Source organism: Paenibacillus sp. FSL F4-0125 (assembly GCF_038008565.1).
Lineage (GTDB): Bacteria > Bacillota > Bacilli > Paenibacillales > Paenibacillaceae > Paenibacillus_AQ.
In genome coordinates, this window is sequence record NZ_JBBOZJ010000001.1 from 6,570,533 (window position 1) to 6,589,293 (window position 18,761).

The following is an 18,761-nucleotide window of genomic DNA, read 5'->3' on the forward strand; positions in this document are numbered from 1 at the left end:
TTCAGCCAGCACATCGATGATCGGTATGATTCTCTGTGTTATTGTGAATATCATTTTCGATGCGCTGGTTATCTTCGTCTTCCATATTGGGAATAATACGAAAATGCTTAAAGCTAGTGTCCGCAGGCCAATAGCCTAGCTGTTCCGACATCTGCAATAGGGATGTACTCTCCTTAATATTTCTCCCCACACAGTCTACCATTAGCTGGACCATTTCATCTCATTCCATTCGTGCATGGAATTCCTCAATCCCTTCCATATTAATTATATCACCGGTGATTTTTGCATACTTGATTCGAGATGCACAATATAAAAACTTGCCTTTATTTGTGATACGGTTCAGCTTAACCGGCACGTTATCATACTCCCCTAATCGCATCTCGTCAAGAAATAATGTGCGAATGAGCGACATAGCGAGGGATCCCCCTTATGTTTTCTAAATAGGAATTAATTACCGTGGATGCAAGGCGATATCGCTTTTTCCAATTGATCCAGTTTGACGTAAAATATGCTTCAGATCAATGAAGAATAAGGAAAGGGGCTATGTATGAACAGCTTGGACAAAATAAGATTTTTACTCTTTTATGGTGAAGCACCCGAGGGATCTTGTTACGGGTATATAGAGCGAAATCGGGAGGGTCATATGATCGCACTCTACAATAGTTGCGGCGAGGAAATCGACATATTTGGCGGACATAAATTTGTCAGGGTACGGGCGCTTGGCAAATTTGATGATGAAGACCGCGATAATTTTTACTCCTTATTAGAAAGTGATGGTGTAGGATAACCTGCATTTCCTGGATTAATGCCTGAGTTTAACGTTGCTGCTTCGACTATATAATGGTTATCGACTGGTTATATGCTGATGATTGGCATACTGGTGCCGGTGACTCCATTGCTACAGCAATGGTTCACGACTCGCCGGATGTTTATGTCTGCGATGGCGTTATTTTTAGCAGGTACCTGCTTGTGTACTGTATCTCCTGGATTCGAAATCTTGCTGATAGGCAGAGTTGTTCAGGCTTGCGGGACAGGATTATTGATTCCGTTGATGATGAATACGATTCTTGCCCTCTATCCTCCGGAACGCAGGGGGGCTGCCATGGGTCTCATGGGGCTTGTCATCATGGTCGCCCCTGTCATCGGGCAGCTTTGTCGGGGTTGGTTATCGATACCTTAAACTGGCGATGGTTGTTCTACATGGTGATTCCTGTCGTGTTGTTTTCGATTATTTATGCATTCATATATTTAAAGAATGTTACAGAAATAACCAAGCCAAGGGTCGATGTTTTACCATTATTATGTCAACCATTGGGTTCTTCCTATTGACTCCTCAGCTTTCCTCTTGAAAGATTGTAGCAGAAGCAACCAACGGTGAAGAAGCCGTACACCTAATTAAGTAGGTACGGCCTGATCTGGCTACTATGGATATTACGATGCCTAAAATCACTCTTGAAGGATACAATGTTAAATCTGTGAAGCGAATTCCTGCACTGCTACAGTAAATTCCCCCCTCTAGTCTTCTACCCAAGCAATAGTCTCAACGCATCATATTTTATTCTATGATGGCAGTTATGATCGCAAGGAGAAAAAAACGGAGAAAACCGTTTTTTATAAGGGAGGAATCATCTTGAGACAACCCCGACGACTGTGGATTCTCACGAATGAATACGAGCCATATATTATTGGGGGGTTAGGGACAGCAGTTACTAATTTGACAAAAGCGTATGTGCGCAGCGGTGTTTATACCACCGTCCTGAGCCAGAGCAGTAATTCCTCAATTAGTATTACGAAAAGCGAGCGGCTATGTATTGTTCGCTTCCCGACAAGAGCGCCCTACTACTCAATGAAGACTCGACAGTTTAATCCCGCCGCTATAGAGCGATGGATTGAGCATCATGGGATCCAGAAGCCAAACGGAATTCACGTACACAGCTTGCAGTTCGCCAACTTATCGAAATATTATAAATCGAAACACCAGATTCCGATTATTTATACTAGTCACTCTCTGGTTACTCGAGAAAAGGGTACTGTAAGTAAGAAAAAACAGATAAGGATTGATCAACAGGTCTTATTATTTAAGAAGACAAGTAAGATTACCATCCCTAGCCGGTCGGAACTCTACAAGCTAAAGAAGCTATATCCCTTCGTCGCAGGAAAAACCGCTGTCGTCAACCATGGCATAGTCTTGCACAAATCAGAGAAACGCGTATCACGGCGACACCTTTTATACGTTGGCAGACTCGTTCCGTTAAAAGGGATAGAACCTCTACTGAAAGCTATTTCAATATTGAAACAAGATGGTAATAAAGTTTGGCTAGATTTGGTCGGAACAGGTTCTAAGCGTTATGTACAACAACTGAAGTCTCTTGCCAGAATGCTCGGCATATCGTCCGAGGTACGTTGGCTTGGCTTCCGTAGTCAAAAGCAGGTGCAGAAAATGTATGCTACTTATGGTGCAGTGGTGATGCCCAGTTCCCAGGAATCATTCGGATTGGTCGCGCTTGAGGCGCTGGCCAGTGAAATCCCGTTGGTATCAACCCGGGCTGGAGGACTTGCCGATTTTGTGAACAGCCGCGTAGCCCAAACGATACCCAGAGCGGACGGTACAAATATTGCCGCATCCATTAAAGCAATGTGGACCAACAAAAAGCTCACTGACAAGCGGGTTGTCGCCGGTAGCCGGCTAGCGTCACGTTATCAATGGCCGCAGGCTGCCAACCGGTACAAGCACCTATTCCGACAACTCCAGGGTAGTAAAAACCACAGATAAGGGAGGCATGATCGACCATGCACACTAATCTAGAAGTCGAACGGCTTTCCGAAAAATTCGGAATTCGAGCAAAAAAAACGAAAGTCATTAAAAAAGGCGTTTATCGAATAACAGCTGCGGACCGAATTGATTATTGTTTAAAGAGAATGCCAAATTCTCCCAACGAGCTGCGCTGGATTGACAAGACACTGCAGCGGGTACGGCGCAAAGGATCAATTCAGCTCGGCTGGCGCAACCTTCGCGAAAATCAGGGCAAACTTTTGTTTGCCAAGTTAAAAAAAGAAAGCCCAACTTTTATTCTTACCCCATGGCTGAAAGGTCCCTGGCCGTCATCCGCTTCGAAGAAGCAAATGAGAGAATGCGGCATTTTGCTTGCTAAGTTTCATCAGAATGGTGCTCAGATTAGCATTCCAGCTCTCGGAAAGCAAAATATGCTGGGATCATGGCCCAGACTACTTCACGTTGAACAGAGAAAGCTGCTCGCCAACATCCGAAGGGCAAGAAGAAACGGCTTTAATAGTCCGCTTGACCGCTTGCTCCAAACGCATGGCAGCGAACTATTGAATATGGCGCAAACTTCTATGCGGGAATTACGATTGGGCAGCTACCGTTCGATATGTCGAAAAACGAGACCAACTTTATGCCACGGAGACTTCGGACCAACCAATGTGATTAGAACGAGAAAAGGCAACGGTTTAATCGATTTTGAAACGTTGAGACTGGATCTGCGTGCGTATGATCTAAATCGTGCTATTTATAACTTTTGTCAGTGCCACAACTGGAACTTCTCTGTCGCTCAATCTTTTTTGGATGGCTATCAGACTATCTCCAAGCTGAAGCGAGAGGACTACGAAATGTTGAAGGTGCTCCTTAGATTCCCCCGGGGCATATGTAGACTCATTGATAATTATGACAAAAGAACACCGAAAGTGAAGCGCAAGGTCGAACTCGATTTCCCGCGAATTCTATCCCACGAACGGCAGAGAGCTGCGTTCCTAAGGAAACTCGATGCTTACGCGGGGATAAAGCAATAGAGCCGAGCCATTGAAACGGCTACACTAACCAAGATATCGCATAGAATAATCTCTCCCGAACAACGAATGCTGGCCGCTGCCATCTGGAGGAGAACGCTCCTACCCCTAAATTCATCGCTGCTAGCTTTGCTTCCTCCCAGATGAGCTATGTCACTTCCAACTCAGCATCCTTTCAAGAGATTGAAACCGCAATGAAACACGCCAAAAAACGTCGGATGTACGAATGATACCGGACACTGTATTTGTATCTACAAGGAACAGAAGTTGAGGAAATTGCCCATACCATCAACCGAAGTGTAAAAATCGTAAAAGCCTACATTCAAACGCATAACATATTTTTCCTATTAATTTCATAAATCGTTTTGGGTTGCAATATAAGAATAATTCCACTGGTGATTGTGTGAAATTCCACGAACTGATAAATCCTCTTTTGAAAAATAACTTATACGGATTTACCCGAATACCTATCCGTCCGCTTGCGCTGAAAAAACGGATTGCCCTTCGACCAATTGATGAACGGCTGCTCTATGACATAATAAGAGATCGTTGCCGCCGCATACGAGATTGCGACTACGGATACACTGATGACTGACCATTGCCACACGTCCTCGATCCCGAAATAGCGATAATCCTTTATGACGTACATCTCGATTAACGTAATGAACAAATAATGCCAAATATACAAGCCGAACGAAATTTTCGCGGTAAATCGAAAAAAGCGGTTATCAAGCCAGCGCCCTAACATCAGGCTGAACGGTGCCGACAACAGCACGACTCCGAATAAAATGGCATAAGTCGGGAAGTAGTACGGCTGCTGCTGGAAGCTGAAGTGAAATTCGTCTAGATGGCGCACGCGCCAGAGTAGTAAGCCGGCAATCACCAAAGCGGCTGCCCCGACTGCGTCGAACAGCCCGAGCTTGCGCAACCGCTCGATTGCGGTGAGACGCTGCATGATCGCGGTTGTTACGCCCGCCGCCAGGACGCCTATGGTGAAGTGGCCGAAGAATCCGATCGGATTGTAATTCGGCATCCAGTATTTTGCACCGCCGAGCTGACCAAATTCCCAACCTCGGCCATTCTCGCTTGGCGTAAACCACTGATGTATGAGCGAGTTGGCGACAAGCACCAATCCAAACGCGACGACCCAGAATAAGACCGCCTTTCCGAACGAACGCCGCTTGCTGAGCCTAAACAATAAAGCCATAAACAAAGGCATAAGCATGTAGCAAAACACCTCGAAGCTGATCGACCAGAATGGCCCATTCAAGTCGGATGGAAAAAAAGTTGTATAGTGGAAGCCTGTCGTAAACGTGAATCCCGTTATGATTCGCCGCCACAAGAACTCCGTATGAATGTCCAGCCTCCATACGAGCAACAGACAAACCAAGAACGAAACATAGAAGCCGGGCATAATTCTTGCAGCGCGACGCACTGCATACGTTCGGATACTCGGATACGCCTCATTTTTCAAATAAGCACTCCAAAAGGGGAACGACAACAAAAATCCGCTTAACACGAAAAACAAGCTAACCCCGCTGTTCCCAAGCAAGACAAGCGACTGCACTTCTTGAAGCCAATGCTTTTGTGCGGGCATCGCTAGACGTTGTGACAAATGATGCAGAATGACGGACAGGCAAGCGATCGCACGAATGCCATCTGCTCCTGTTAATTGGGTACTACCTAACCGAATCTTTGACATCAGCTCAATTTCCTCTTTTCCGAATGGACTTCCCGGATAGATGATCGCCCGCAATCCGTTTGCCCACTACTCCCATTCCCAATGGCGCTATACATCGATTTCAGGTACTCCTAACTTTCAATAAATCATATTAAAATCCTTCAACGATTTTATTTATTTTTGATATGATTTACCACGCTGGCTGTAACGGCAAGTTTCTGGACACCGTATTTACAAATAAATTCGCAGAAGCCCGTTTAAGGCACCATTCCGACCAGAGAGTGAGCTACCCTACTCCTATCTTCGGTATGCTGTAAATACAGGCTCCTGCGAGTTTTAAAAAAACTTGCCCCTACTTATTATGATAAGGTTCACCATAACGGGCTAACGGCGAATTTTTGTTTAACAACGAAATAAAATAAATGTCTCAACTATGTGATTCATAAGCTAAAGTTATCATACTGCTTTCTAAATCATCCCCGCCCATTGAATCGAATGCGTCCAAAGCTAATTGATACTTTTCCAGCAGCGAATCTATGTCCGATGTGGTTTCCATTTCAGCATAAATTGATGTGATTTCATCTTATATCTTGATAAATGCTTCCCCGATATATTCAAAAACGTTGTTTCTTTAGGCTTGTCTACTTGCGAGAACTGATTGACATACCTGATTTTGCAAAGCAAAGTCTATCTCTAACTTGCCCTCGAACAAATACCTTTCAGGATCTATCAGTATATCGATCAGTGTACTTTTCCCGCTGCCGCTTGTTCCGATAAAAGCGCAATGTTGCCCCTCTTCAAGCTTAAACGAAATGTCCTTATATAGATCTTTTTGCGGAAACGAAAAGGATTACTATTATTGGATGTATTGCAGAATATAATCCGCGAGCTTACTGTTTCTCAGATTTCGCCAGAACCATCCCTTTGGCTACACAATCTCTTTATTAAAATGTCCTCTTGTTTCTGTTTCCTGATTAAAGACAGCATTATTCATTGAGCCATTTAATTTGCTTGAGGCCATATTAATAACTTTCACAACCTGATCTTTAGATTCAACTGTGAAGTTTAATCGGAGCGCCTCAATTCCTTTGATGTTTGGCAGCTCATCTAAAAGATTAAGCGTCTTACCATTAAGGAGAGTCGTTGTACAATCCTCATGGGAAAGGATAGGGAATATTCCGTACTCATCTTTTAACTCATAGCTCTTCGTTTTGCACACTCTGCATTGATTCATTTTTCTCATCGGACAATATTTGGTAAACATCAACGGAGCCCTGCCATATACAATCATTTCTAGCGCAGGATAGCCGTCATTTTCTTCAAAATAGGCATTAATTAAATCCTCAATTTGGCTCTTATTCAATTCATAAGATAAAGTGACTCGTTTGGCACCTAATTTATATAATTCATAGCAGCTAGTAGCATTAATAACATTTAGAGAATAGTCTGTAACAAACGGATTGGTTTCTCTGTAGTGATAAATTCCGCCATATCCTCCGATGAGCAGCTGCCCTTCTTTTTCCTTATATTCATTCTGGTTTCTTCTAACCACATTTTCAAAATAGATTTCCTTAATTCCACAGCTCACACAAGCATCATACTGTTCCTGATTCGTTACAGAGGCCGTAAGGTATGGTTGTTCAGGGGCAAAGCTTATTTTTTCTTTGGCTTTCAAAGCCTTGGTTCTTTTCTGCTGGCTGCTAAGCTTTAGGTCATATAAGCCCAGTACAATATCTCTTCTTGCTGCATTTAACAGTTTAGCTGGAATAAATGCATTGCATTCCTCATAATCCAAATGATTAAGTTCGAATATAGTATCATTTAATCTGGAGAATTGCTTGATGACCTGGTCTTTTGTTGTTGGATTATTGATGGCTTCGCCCAGTATTTCCTCGCTTTCATAGGCATAAGTATAGCCCAAGCCCTCCGCATCTATGAACAGCTTGGAACCTGGATACGCATATACTCTAAGATCCAGGTTAAACCGCTTAAATTCTTTTTCCAGGGATGCTTCTAATTCCTTGTGGTAGAAATAATCCTTCGTTTTATATACTGCATCTCCCACAGACATCTTTTCTTTGATTTTGATATAGCAGACATCATCTGCTTTGTTGATTAAGTCGCCATCTCTAGCATACAGTTTGGCAACCGTTAGATTAACATCTTCATTGTTATGACTTATTCGGATGGTATCGTTTTGATTTAGAGTACGTGTAAGTGTTATTTCATACCTATCTTTTTCAATCTTGCTGATTGTTCCAATTGGATAACCATAGTTATTAGGCCTTGAGATGTTTGTAATATTTCTCCTGTCTTCGTGAAACAAATATCCTTTGGTAAATGTCCTGTTGAATGTTTTTTTTAGATTTTCTTTATCTTCTTCGGTTATTTTATGATCTAAGGCCATGCGATATTTTGATACAACATTAGCAACATACGTAGGCGCTTTCATTCTACCCTCTATTTTTAAAGAATCGATTTCTTTTAAATCATGGATGTAATCGATTGTGTTTAAGTCCTTAGTAGATAGAATATAGTTTTTCCCTAAAGATGTATCTGTTGTCTTATCCATTAGTTCATACTCCTTACGGCATGAACCCACACATCTTCCGCGATTTCCGCATCGATAGCCGAGTAATCCTGACATTAGACAGTTTCCCGAATAAGATACACATAAAGCACCGTGAACGAAAATTTCTAAAGGTATTTCAGCTATTCTTTTGATCTCTTTTACTTTTTCAATCTCAACCTCACGGGACAGAACAACTCTTTTGGCACCAAGCTCTTTCAATAATAAAGTTCCGTCTACGTCGTCGATTCCCATTTGAGTGGAACAATGCGCTTCCAGATCAAGATAGTTTTTAACGATATAATCGAAGGCAGCCAGGTCCTGGACGATAATGCCATCCACACCGGTTTCATTTAATTCGTGTATCTGCTTTTTCATCTCTTCAACTTCGTTTTCGAAAACGATAGTATTCATTGCAACATAGATTTTAACGTCCCTCAGGTGCGCATACGTAACCGCCTCTTTTAACGATTCCAAATCAAAATTAGATGAGTATGCGCGCGCACCAAATTTTTGCATTCCTAAGTATATTGCATTACAACCATTAGATATTGCAGCTTTTAAAGCTTCCATATTTCCTGCTGGAGCTAATAATTCAGTCATAAATTATCCTTACCTCCTACTTCAATAACCGCTCAAACTCAGCACCATTAATCATAAAATAAGAACTACAACTTAATCTACGGCAAAAAGCACAAACCAATGGCTTGCGCTTTTGTTTCTAACAACCTCAGTGGCCCTGAGAGGCTTACTTCAACCCCGTACAGCTTATTCATAGCGTTGGAGGCAGAATTTACTCGACCGACTAGGACGAAGAGGATGATTACCCAGACGAGGAACCCGAAGAGCTCGATGACGACACTAACGAGGACTCCAATGAACAAAAACCGCCCTTTCCCCGCCCAGCAAGAGATTAGTGCGGAAAATTTCGCCGTTATTTACGGTAGGGTTTACCGGAACACACTATAAGCGAAAATTATAAGGGCACCCGAGTAGGTGCCCTTATAATTAATCATTTTTATTTAAATATTCTTTCCATTTATTCCAGAACTCCTCACCCGACATCTGGAATACCCCTTCAAAGTCATACGGTGAACGAATCAGTTGAAGTAACCGTTCCCAGTCATACTCAGAAACCATAAAATCGATCATGGAGCAGGACATTTTGTAGCCACCAATACTCATAAACTCGGTAGGGTCCACAATACGATAGCTTGAAAATGGAGGAATCATATATAGTTTCACTTCATTCCTAAGTTCCTGCATAGACATGAGTAAATCTTTCGCTATGTAAGTCGCAATCCCTTCATTCAACCATCTTGGCGTGTCCGGATTAATACGATTGATCAGGACGTGAGTAAGTTCATGCACGGCAGTCAACTTGTCATATTCAGGCAATATTATTCCATTACGGGAATATCCGCCTCCAGACCAAGAGGGAAGGCCCGTCTTTTTTAGATAATCCTTATGGCTTGCATATATGATAATCTCCAGCTTTTTTTCATTTTTCACATTCAATAGCTCCGTTATTCTTGCATATTCCGAGTCTAAATCATCCATCAAGGTGGTGGATGGAGGACTTTGTTTACCTACAGGTTTGTAAATAAAGTGCTCTGTTTCGAATTGATTATTTTGGCAAGCGGTTAGTACAAGCGTAAATATGATCAAAGCACTAAGAAACCGAATTATCGAACTGGAATTGAACATAACACTCCTCCTAATTTTTACATTAGCTAATACGGTTGTAATTTCAATATGTTTCATTATTTGGAAGCTAAATGTATTATGACCATCTAGATTATCACCTCTTGTTAGGACAGCGGGTGGTTGCAAGCCAATGCCTGATTATGCACCTGTAATGAGAAATCGTTTTCCCTTGTCGCTCCATTGCTCGTATAATGCATTCGTTACCTCTACGCTTACCGTGCGAAAAGTATCGGAGTGGACACCGTGTCCGTATTACCGTTCCAAGATAACTTGCTTCATCCTGTGTAAGGACTGGTGTCCTACGGCCTATACTCCGCTGGCGGACAGCGAAAGTTCCAGCTGAAATACTGGGGCAGATGCCAATCCTCATAGCCTTCTAATATCCCTTGTTCCAACCAGTAAGACTCTGATTTCCCGCTTGTTAAAGCTTTAGAAACATAAGCAATCGTTTTCTCCAAAAAGCGTATGACATCCGTGATTCGATCCGAGTTAGACACATCGCCGTGTCCCGGAACGATTGTATTAACCTTAAGGTCTTTTTGAATGCGTTTAAGAATGCGTAGAGAAATCAAAGGCGTAGAAAGCTGCTAGCTAAAAGACTTTAAAAAGCAAAAAAACCACAACCTCATAGGGTAGTGGATACGGTTTAACTTATATCAATATCAATTTTTAGCCTAACATTCACCTTCCTATCTCTCCTATTATATTTATTTTCTAGTATAATAACTGGATACACCTATATTTTTGAAATAGAAGGAGAGTTGTTATGGAATATCATGTATCCATACATGGGAATGATCAAGGAAGAGGAACAGCCGATCAACCCCTTCGTACCATATCACGCGCTGCGGCTCATGCCATGGCTGGTGATACAGTTATTGTTCATGCGGGAGTATACAGGGAATGGGTTAACCCGGCTAATGGAGGAACAGCGGAGCATAGAATCATATATCGATCCGCAGGAGACGGGGAAGTAGTCATTACAGGAGCTGAGCGGATTACCAACTGGAAATCTGAAGGAGACCATGTTTGGAGCACAGAAGTGCTCAATTCCATCTTTTCCGTTCGTAATCCTTTTGAGGTGGAGCTCAGTGGAGACTGGTTATTTGACGGGCCCTTCCCGATTCATCTCGGCGATGTATATCTGGATGGCAAATCATTGTATGAATGCGATAATGTTGAAAGCGTTAACAATTTTGAGATTTGGCCCGAAGCCAAATATCCCAAGGATTCATTGTTAAAATGGTATGCCGAGGTTGGTTCTACCACAACAAAAATCTGGGCCAACTTTGGTGGAAAAGACCCTCGTAAGGAAAATGTAGAAATTAATGTACGTCCTTATTGCTTCTGGCCTGAGAAATCTGGAATTAACTACATCACCGTAAGCGGTTTTACTCTTCGTCAAGCTTCCCCCCAATGGGCGCCACCTACAGACTATCAGGAAGGTTTGATTGGACCTCACTGGAGCAAGGGCTGGATTATTGAAAACAATATAATCCGTGAATCCAAATGCGTTGGTATTAGCCTGGGTACCGAAATCGGTACAGGTCATAGCAAATCTTTGGAGAAGCATAGTAAAGGCGGTACTAAACGTGAGCAGGAGGTTATTTTACGAGCATTACGCTCCGGCTGGCATAAGGATAACGTCGGCAGTCACATCGTTCGAGGTAATGTGATTCATGATTGTGAACAGGCAGGTATTGTGGGTCATATGGGAGCAGCCTTCAGCCACATTTATCAGAACCGTATATATAATATTCACCACAAACGACTCAGACATGGTGCCGAAGTAGCGGGAATTAAACTGCATGCTTCACTGGATACTCAAATTAGCGAAAATATAATGTATAGCTGTTACCGTGGGCTTTGGCTGGACTGGCAGGCACAGGGCACTCGCATCAGCCGCAATGTATTTTTTGACAACATTTCCGAAGACCTCTTCGTTGAGGTATGCCATGGTCCATATATGGTCGATCATAATCTATTCCTCTCGCCCATGAATTTCAGAAATATGGCCCAAGGCGGGGCATTTGCTCATAATTTATTTGCAGGCCGATTTGTCGTTCGTTCCGAGATTACGCGGATTACGCCATATCACTTCCCTCATGAGACAGCCATGGCGGGATACTCCAATATCACAGGGGGCGATGACAGGTACTACAACAATATCTTTTTGTGTGATAACGATGCGAATAAGGCACCTGTACCAATCACTTTTTTTGAGCATCTTCCTCTTAAACCAAGGGATGAAGTTGGAGAGGACGGGAAGACGGTCATGGACGGAGTTCCGGACAATTCCATTTGTTATCTGCATGCTGTAGGACTTGGTGGCTACGATCAACATCCTGATGTGAAAGATAAGAAATGGTGGGAATACACCAAAGAGGAGCTTATGGAGCTTGGCGATGCCGCGAAGGATTTCTTTATAGGCAATGCCGTTCTTCCGGTGGCTATGTATGGAAATGTATTTCTTAACGATGCGGTTCCAAGTCGTCAAGAATCCCAAGCGAAGATAGTTGCACAGAAGGGTATAAACGTTGAGATTAATCCTGCGCTAGGTAAGGTGTACATTCAGATCCATGATCCCGAATTGCTTCGGGGAGCCTCTGCAATGTTAGTTACCACGGATCTGCTTGGAAAGACGTATCACGCCGATATGAAGTACGAGGAACCAGACAGCACTCCTTATCATTTTGATTCCGATTTTTTCGGAACAAAGAGACCCGATGCAGATGTCACACCTGGTCCCTTTGAATTAACCGAGAAGGGTACGATTGATTTTGAAATATGATTGAGAGTCCAGTCATTTCAGGTGACTGGTCTTTATCATGGTAAAGCCTCTCCGTACATGGAGTGGTTTCTTCGAATAGAAATTCTCTATTATAGGATGAATTAAGTGACAATTTAAGCAACTCAAAAACCCGGATTCGCCAGAAAAGGCATCCCGGTTTTTGGCATTCTATGTTGGGTTAATCATCTCAGATAGCAGAGAACATCCTTCTCTCCCTGATCCATTATTGAAATCCATCTTTCAGCCAAGCGCTGGCTAATGCAGTCGCACCTCGTGCGGCCAACGTATCCGCCAAAGCATTCAACATGACGAAATCATGAATGATTCCTTGATAACGCACGGTTGTGACCTCCACACCAGCCTCCCGAAGCTTATTCCCATAGGCCCGTGAAGCTAGTCAAAATAGGGGCTGAGCGTAATACCTCGAACACCCAGTCAATAAAGATGCTGAGCGTTGAGCAGGATGGAAAGCCCTTGATTGCCCTCCAGAAGTGGTGGTCTGAGTCGAGCGAAAATGCTTTGGTGGGAAGAGAAAGGATTCTACTTTAACATAATAGACGCGAGACACGCTGTAGACGATTTGAAGAGGAGCATGATCGGGGTGACTTACCTGGCATTTCCGGAACAGTGGGTAGAAGTTCGGGCTGTGGCGCATGCTAGAGCGCAGACAGCTGCAATCCGACGTCGATGAATTCATGCAGGATCCTATTCGAATCTTGCAGCGTTTCGCCTTGAAGCTGAGATAAGTAAGCCACTTTCGCATCGTATCAACTTCGATCAATTCCTGATGGTTTATTGGAAGATGTCCCGAAGCAAAGTCATTTTCCCGGTGCCATTTGAACCGATGATAGTGACTTCATCCGTGGACTTGATCTTAAAGTTTTACGTTTTCCAACAGCAGCTCCCTTCACCTTACTTATGATACAGTTCACCATAACATCTATAGAGCGAATTTTTAGCCCCTTCATTAAGCTATCTTATGAGTGGTATGTAGGAAAGCCATTCTGCAAACACAAAATAGTACATACTTATTCCCAAATAAAGTAATAAGAATGTACTTTTAAAGTTCTAATTTACTGTGAGCTAGTAGGATTTAATATCCAATGTCCACTCTTAATTCTTTTAAAAATTTAGCTTTTCATACCCAATATAGCCATCGTGTTGCAATCTTGCTACAACGATACCCGGAAGAACATTTTGAACTTGCGCAAAAACATATACACTTTGTTCGTTGAATTTATTAGTATCAACGAAATTATTGTAGTCAGATTTGTCGATAAATAAATCTTATCAATTGCATCAATGAACACTAGATAAATACCAAGACGATTTAATAATTTTCTAGTACTTTTAATGAGCTTTCATAATCAGAATTTAAAGCAATGAGTTTAAATCTGTCTAAGGATTTCATAAGTACTTCTTTGCTATAATCTGTATTTGATAGGCCTTTATTCTGAATTTTAACTTCTTCTCAAGCTAGATTAAGCCAAATAGCAATCGACTCTTTTTCTCCGCCATTGACCGGCTTTTGGGGTCCATTTTATGAGTCTAGGCCTGTTGATAGCTCAAGCTAATAATCAGTACTTGATTATAAGCCTACATGCAATAACGGTTAAATGAGTCAAAAGTTTAAACCGCTAGAGCTACTCGTCTAGGTCTCGTGCAAGCCACCCTGAGATATCGAGGCGATTGGGATCAGTCCCAATCAACTCCGCTAGGTGTTTCTCTAATTCCTCGAGTTGGGTTCTTCCAATCTGCCGAGCCCATTTATTCCGCAGCTCATCAAAAATCTCTTCAGCTACTCGCAGCATGTCGAACCCGTGTGCGGTAACACGAAGGCATTTGCGCCGAGCGTCAACTGGATCCGCTTCGCGAACGATGTATGCGCGCTTTTCAAGTATCCCAATGGTTTTCGCCGCTGCTTGTTTTGAGACCATTAAGCGCCGGCCTAGATCCGAAGCGCTGTCGGCACCTGAAGCAATGGCACGAATCGCTAAGTCGTGAACGGGACGAACATCCTCGTAGCCGCGAGCAGCAAGCTCAGCTTGCGCGGCCTCCACCATTGAACGATAGCCGCCAATTAAAAGCATTGTTAGAGTAGTACCTGAATTAGACATAGTAAAATTATACTAGCATAGCAAACGAAAATCGTCAAAAGCACCATATTCCAAATCGCTTAACTTAATTTTTTTCTCTTTCTTGACAAAGACAACCAGGTTGTCTATTGTGGATATAGACAACCTGGTTGTCCAAATAAAATGCAGGAGGATTTCACGAATGACTATAAATAAAATAGGTGCTACACTGCCCGGTATCTCGCATCACTATGCAAATGTTAACAACACTAAGCTTCACTATGTATCAGCAGGGACTACTGGCACGCCAATTCTACTGGTTCATGGCTTTCCTGAAACTTGGTGGACTTTTCGAAAACTAATTCCACTTCTAGCCGAGAATCACCGTGTCTTCGCCGTGGACCTCCGTGGTTTCGGTGACTCAGACAATGGGCCCGGTGCTTACGACAGCAAGACCTCTGCCGAGGACTTGCATCTTCTCATCAAAGAGCTCAATGTTGGCCCAGTTCACATCACAGGCCAGGACATAAGCGGGGCAACCGTCCTACGCCTCGCGGCTACCTATCCGGAGGACGTGCTCAGCTTTACCGCAATCGAGATGGGCCTGCCTGGATTCGGCTTAGAAATGCTGGCCGACGTCACACATGGGGGTACCTGGTACATTGGCGTTCTTGCCGCTCCGAACATTCCCGAGATGCTACTCTCCGGCCGCGAACGAGAGTTCCTTGGACAATTCGTATTCCCAACCATGAGCGCAACACCAGGAGCAATCACCGAAGCCGACATCGACGAGTTCGTACGCACCTACTCTCGTCCCAACGGTTGGCGCGGAGCGATTGGCCTCTACCAGTCTATGCTTCAGGAGGGCGAAGACGTTACTGCTCTCGTCGCCGCCCACAAACTGAGCATACCCGTGTTAGCAATCGGAGCCGGGGGTGGTGAGTTCACCCTCGCAACAATGAGCCAGATAGCGTCGGGCGAAGTCCGGTCGGTTTCTCTTGATGGCGTCGGCCACTATGCAGCACTGGAGGCACCCGAGAAGGTGGCGGATGCTCTTATCGAATTCTTCGACAACATAGATATTGCACCTTTCGAATCGGAGAAACAAATTTCCTCAAGCAGGATCATCTGAGAAAATTGTGTATTTTTTCCTGCCGCTCTTATGTCCAACATACTGTGAATACAGGCTCCTGCGAGCTATTTTTATAAACTTGCTGCTGGTGATACGGTTCACCGTATCACCACAAAAGCAAAAGAACTCTTCATGAATAATAGCATGAAGAGTTCTTTCCATAGAATTGAACATATAAGAATTAGGATTTGCATGATTAGCAGATGCACGCCTTACTTGCGTCAAATTTATACGAATGGATGTGGAATATACAGTTCTTCTAAACGGGTAATTTCTTCAGAAGTCAATTTAACCGACAACGCCAAAACCGCATCTTCCAGATGGCTGATTTTGGTCGAACCCATTATCGGCGCTGTGACCTCTTCCTTTTGCAGCAACCATGCAAGTGCAATTTGTGCGCGCGAAATTCCCCGGTTAGCGGCAATTTCCGCAACTCTTTCCGCGACTTTGCGATCAGCCTCTTCCGTTTTATTAAACAAAGCCTTTGCTACCTGGTCCTTCTCTGATCGCGCGGTCTGCTCATTCCAATCCCGAGTTAACCGGCCTGCAGCCAAAGGCAGGTAAGGAGTGACGCCAACTCCCTCGTCTCTGCAAAGGGGGAGCATTTCTCGTTCTTCTTCCCGATAGAGCAGGTTTAATCTATTCTCCATGGAAACGAACCGTGTCCAGCCGTTGCGCTCTGCGACATGCTGAGCTTTCGCAAACTGCCATGCCAGCATGGAGGATGCTCCGATGTATCTGACCTTGCCCGCCTTAACTAAATCGTGAAGAGCCTCCATGGTCTCCTCAATTGGCGTATTAGGATCCCACCGATGAATCTGGTACAAATCGACATAGTCTGTTCCGAGTCGTCTTAGACTGTTATCAATTTCGGTCATGATAGCTTTACGGGAAAGTCCCACAGCATTCGGACCTTTGCGCATCGGAACAAATACCTTTGTTGCTATGACGACTTCGTCACGATGAGCAAAGTCCTTTAAAGCACGCCCGAGAATTTCTTCGCTTGTTCCGTCGGAATACATGTTGGCGGTACTGAAAAAGTTGATGCCCGATTCGAGTGCCTTCTTAATGATCGGTCTGCTTTGCTCCTCATTCAGAGACCATGGGGTATTGCCGCGTTCAGGTACTCCGAAGCTCATGGTTCCAAGACTTAACTTTGAGACCTCTAACCCGCTGCGTCCAAGTTTTACATATTCCATTTGATTGCACACTCCTTAAGGATATTGGGAAGGCATTCACGCCTTCAGGTTGTCTACACATATCTCCGTGAGCCAGTGCCACTCGAGACTACGTCACCACGGGAGTTGGCGTCTTTCGTTTGAGAATGTGCCCGTCGGACCGTCCTCGTTGAGGAGTGCAAGGCGCACGGGATGTCGCGCGGCTTGCTCGACGGTGCCCGTGCCCTCAAAGTTGTTGAGATCCGTCGCGGTGAAGCCCGGGCATACCGCATTGACCTTAATGCCTGTCGACTCCAGTTCAATGGCAAAGGCGAGCGTAATCGCATTGAGAGCCGTCTTCGAAGGGCTGTAAACGGCGCCGAACATCTCGCGATGTGAATTAGTCGGATTCGCGTTCAACGTCAGCGAGCCCGAACCGCTTGATACGTTGACGATACGCGCTGTCGGCGCTTCACGAAGGAGCGGCAGCATCGCTTGCGTGACGGCGATGACGCCGAACACGTTCGTCTCGAACACTGCTCGCACCTCTTCTAGAGAGGCTACGCTTGGGCGCCCCGACTTCCCGACCTCCTTAAGAGGCCTGCCCGGCTGACCTTGGTGCGATATGCCCGCATTGTTCACGAGCACATCGAGACGACCGAGCTCACTCCGGATGCGCTCTGCCGCGGCGGAGATAGAATCATGATTTGTAACGTCGAGTTGGAGGCCATGGGCATCCGCTCCGATACTCTTCGCGGCCATCTCCCCTTTCTCGAGATTGCGGGAGCCGACGAGTACAGTGAAGCCGTGAGCCGTGAGATCTTTGGCGATTTGAAGACCAATTCCTTTATTGGCTCCGGTGACCAAGGCCACGGGTTTATCCTGCATAAGAAACAACTCCTTTTGTGGGGATTTACTGTTCGATACAGGTTAATACATCAACTTGGTACTCGACAGTTTTCTCCGAGGTTGACACATCAACTTGAATATAGGCTAACACCTTGTGGTTGATGTGTCAACCATGATATTATACTTGCATGGATATCAATAAAGTAAACGAAGATGAAATGCGAATATGGAATATGTGGAAAGGCTCCTTTAAACGAATCTTCGGTCGCGTTGTTAAGGAGCTTTCTGAACGTACAGGACTATCAGAAGGAGACTTTGGAATACTAGATCGGTTGATCCAATTCGGAGATGGCAAGCTTCGCCAACAGGAACTAGCCGACTCGATGAACTGGGATAAGAGCAGATTATCCCATCATTTGACGCGGATGGAAAAACGGGGCCTTGTAAAAAGGGGGCCATTAGACGCAGATCGTGGTGTCCAGGTCATCATTACTTCTGCAGGAAAAGCAGCTTTGGATGAGGCCCTGCCCATCGTCTCAATGGCAATACGCAAGTATTTTCTGGATCAATTAACCGATCAAGACATTGAATCGATTACGAAGCTTGCGGAAAGAACAAAAAGCGACCCTAGCCTCTAGTAAGCCTTGTTAACTTGATTGCTTCTCTGGGCACTGTCCATGCTGTATATTCGAAAACAACAAGGGACTGAATCGGTCTTTCCCTTTATCTGTTCCTCCAAGAAACACGCAGCAGCCCGTTTAATTCGGCTTTTCCGCCAGTCGTGGGAAGCTCACCCCCTTTTCGTCCAACTTATGATACGGTTCACCCCGCTAGGTGAAGGGGCAAGTTAAAGGGCCATCCTTTGTGGGAATGACCCTTTATTAATCTAGATTTGTTCAGTTGTTATCTTCGTTAACGCCTACATTTTGCTCGCATAAGAGGAGAATCATGATTGTTCAAAACCACGACTTACACGACTCCAAGTTTGCTCCATCT

Annotated in this window: 16 protein-coding genes and 3 pseudogenes; 8 read left to right on the forward strand and 11 right to left on the reverse strand. The window is 44.3% G+C overall.

All coding sequences use genetic code 11. The features are described 5' to 3' along the window. Position 1: 1 nt before the first annotated feature. Both NST74_RS29305 and NST74_RS29310 read right to left on the reverse strand, forming a co-directional pair. Positions 2-151, reverse strand: coding sequence for a hypothetical protein (locus NST74_RS29305; protein ID WP_341115737.1), 150 nt, complete (start codon positions 149-151; stop codon positions 2-4). A gap of 69 nt (positions 152-220) precedes the next feature. After that, complete coding sequence (locus NST74_RS29310) at positions 221-412, reverse strand: hypothetical protein (RefSeq protein WP_341115738.1); 192 nt, start codon at positions 410-412, stop codon at positions 221-223. A 135-nt stretch (positions 413-547) separates the two neighbouring features. On the opposite strand from NST74_RS29310, the gene NST74_RS29315 reads away from it, so the two are divergent. The 5 genes and pseudogenes from NST74_RS29315 to NST74_RS30070 all read left to right on the forward strand — a co-directional run bounded on the left by NST74_RS29315 (position 548) and on the right by NST74_RS30070 (position 4,163). Further along, the gene (locus NST74_RS29315; protein WP_341115739.1) at positions 548-787 is read left to right on the forward strand and encodes a hypothetical protein; all 240 of its coding nucleotides are present in this window, start codon (positions 548-550) and stop codon (positions 785-787) included. A 3-nt stretch (positions 788-790) separates the two neighbouring features. Further along, positions 791-1,317, forward strand: a pseudogene (locus NST74_RS29320) (MFS transporter); the annotation flags it as partial. Between the two features lie 313 nt (positions 1,318-1,630). Then, complete coding sequence (locus tag NST74_RS29325) at positions 1,631-2,773, forward strand: glycosyltransferase family 4 protein (protein ID WP_341115740.1); 1,143 nt, start codon at positions 1,631-1,633, stop codon at positions 2,771-2,773. 17 nt (positions 2,774-2,790) lie between these two features. Continuing rightward, positions 2,791-3,807, forward strand: a complete 1,017-nt coding sequence (locus NST74_RS29330) for a phosphotransferase (RefSeq protein ID WP_341115741.1) — start codon at positions 2,791-2,793, stop codon at positions 3,805-3,807. Positions 3,808-4,043: 236 nt separating this feature from the next. Beyond that, on the forward strand, positions 4,044-4,163 hold the full coding sequence (locus tag NST74_RS30070; RefSeq protein WP_445668222.1) for a hypothetical protein: 120 nt from the start codon (positions 4,044-4,046) through the stop codon (positions 4,161-4,163). 86 nt (positions 4,164-4,249) lie between these two features. Here the strand turns inward: NST74_RS30070 and NST74_RS29335 are convergent, their stop codons facing one another. The 5 genes and pseudogenes from NST74_RS29335 to NST74_RS29355 form a co-directional block, all read right to left on the reverse strand. Further along, complete coding sequence (locus NST74_RS29335; RefSeq protein ID WP_341115742.1) at positions 4,250-5,506, reverse strand: acyltransferase family protein; 1,257 nt, start codon at positions 5,504-5,506, stop codon at positions 4,250-4,252. Between the two features lie 436 nt (positions 5,507-5,942). Beyond that, a pseudogene (locus tag NST74_RS29340) lies at positions 5,943-6,299 on the reverse strand (ATP-binding cassette domain-containing protein); the annotation flags it as partial. 114 nt (positions 6,300-6,413) lie between these two features. Next, the gene (locus NST74_RS29345) at positions 6,414-8,657 is read right to left on the reverse strand and encodes a U32 family peptidase (RefSeq protein WP_341115743.1); all 2,244 of its coding nucleotides are present in this window, start codon (positions 8,655-8,657) and stop codon (positions 6,414-6,416) included. A gap of 405 nt (positions 8,658-9,062) precedes the next feature. Beyond that, positions 9,063-9,761 carry a hypothetical protein gene (locus tag NST74_RS29350; RefSeq protein ID WP_341115744.1) on the reverse strand — a complete coding sequence of 233 codons (699 nt, stop codon included), beginning with the start codon at positions 9,759-9,761 and terminating at the stop codon, positions 9,063-9,065. Positions 9,762-10,060: 299 nt separating this feature from the next. Beyond that, the gene (locus tag NST74_RS29355) at positions 10,061-10,333 is read right to left on the reverse strand and encodes a hypothetical protein (RefSeq protein WP_341115745.1); all 273 of its coding nucleotides are present in this window, start codon (positions 10,331-10,333) and stop codon (positions 10,061-10,063) included. A gap of 194 nt (positions 10,334-10,527) precedes the next feature. On the opposite strand from NST74_RS29355, the gene NST74_RS29360 reads away from it, so the two are divergent. After that, entirely contained in the window at positions 10,528-12,552 is a 2,025-nt protein-coding gene (locus tag NST74_RS29360; protein WP_341115746.1) for a right-handed parallel beta-helix repeat-containing protein, read from the forward strand. Between the two features lie 223 nt (positions 12,553-12,775). On the opposite strand, the pseudogene NST74_RS29365 reads toward NST74_RS29360, so the two are convergent. Both NST74_RS29365 and NST74_RS29370 read right to left on the reverse strand, forming a co-directional pair. Continuing rightward, a pseudogene (locus tag NST74_RS29365) lies at positions 12,776-12,937 on the reverse strand (esterase); the annotation flags it as partial. Between the two features lie 1,258 nt (positions 12,938-14,195). Then, on the reverse strand, positions 14,196-14,669 hold the full coding sequence (locus tag NST74_RS29370; protein ID WP_341115747.1) for a MarR family winged helix-turn-helix transcriptional regulator: 474 nt from the start codon (positions 14,667-14,669) through the stop codon (positions 14,196-14,198). A 160-nt stretch (positions 14,670-14,829) separates the two neighbouring features. On the opposite strand from NST74_RS29370, the gene NST74_RS29375 reads away from it, so the two are divergent. Beyond that, the gene (locus NST74_RS29375; RefSeq protein ID WP_341115748.1) at positions 14,830-15,759 is read left to right on the forward strand and encodes an alpha/beta fold hydrolase; all 930 of its coding nucleotides are present in this window, start codon (positions 14,830-14,832) and stop codon (positions 15,757-15,759) included. 227 nt (positions 15,760-15,986) lie between these two features. Here the strand turns inward: NST74_RS29375 and NST74_RS29380 are convergent, their stop codons facing one another. Both NST74_RS29380 and NST74_RS29385 read right to left on the reverse strand, forming a co-directional pair. After that, entirely contained in the window at positions 15,987-16,958 is a 972-nt protein-coding gene (locus NST74_RS29380) for an aldo/keto reductase (RefSeq protein WP_341115749.1), read from the reverse strand. Positions 16,959-17,051: 93 nt separating this feature from the next. Continuing rightward, positions 17,052-17,804, reverse strand: coding sequence for an SDR family oxidoreductase (locus tag NST74_RS29385; protein ID WP_341115750.1), 753 nt, complete (start codon positions 17,802-17,804; stop codon positions 17,052-17,054). 149 nt (positions 17,805-17,953) lie between these two features. On the opposite strand from NST74_RS29385, the gene NST74_RS29390 reads away from it, so the two are divergent. Beyond that, a complete protein-coding gene (locus NST74_RS29390) occupies positions 17,954-18,403 on the forward strand; it encodes a MarR family winged helix-turn-helix transcriptional regulator (protein ID WP_094876562.1) in 450 nt (149 codons plus the stop codon). The last annotated feature ends 358 nt before the right edge of the window (positions 18,404-18,761 follow it).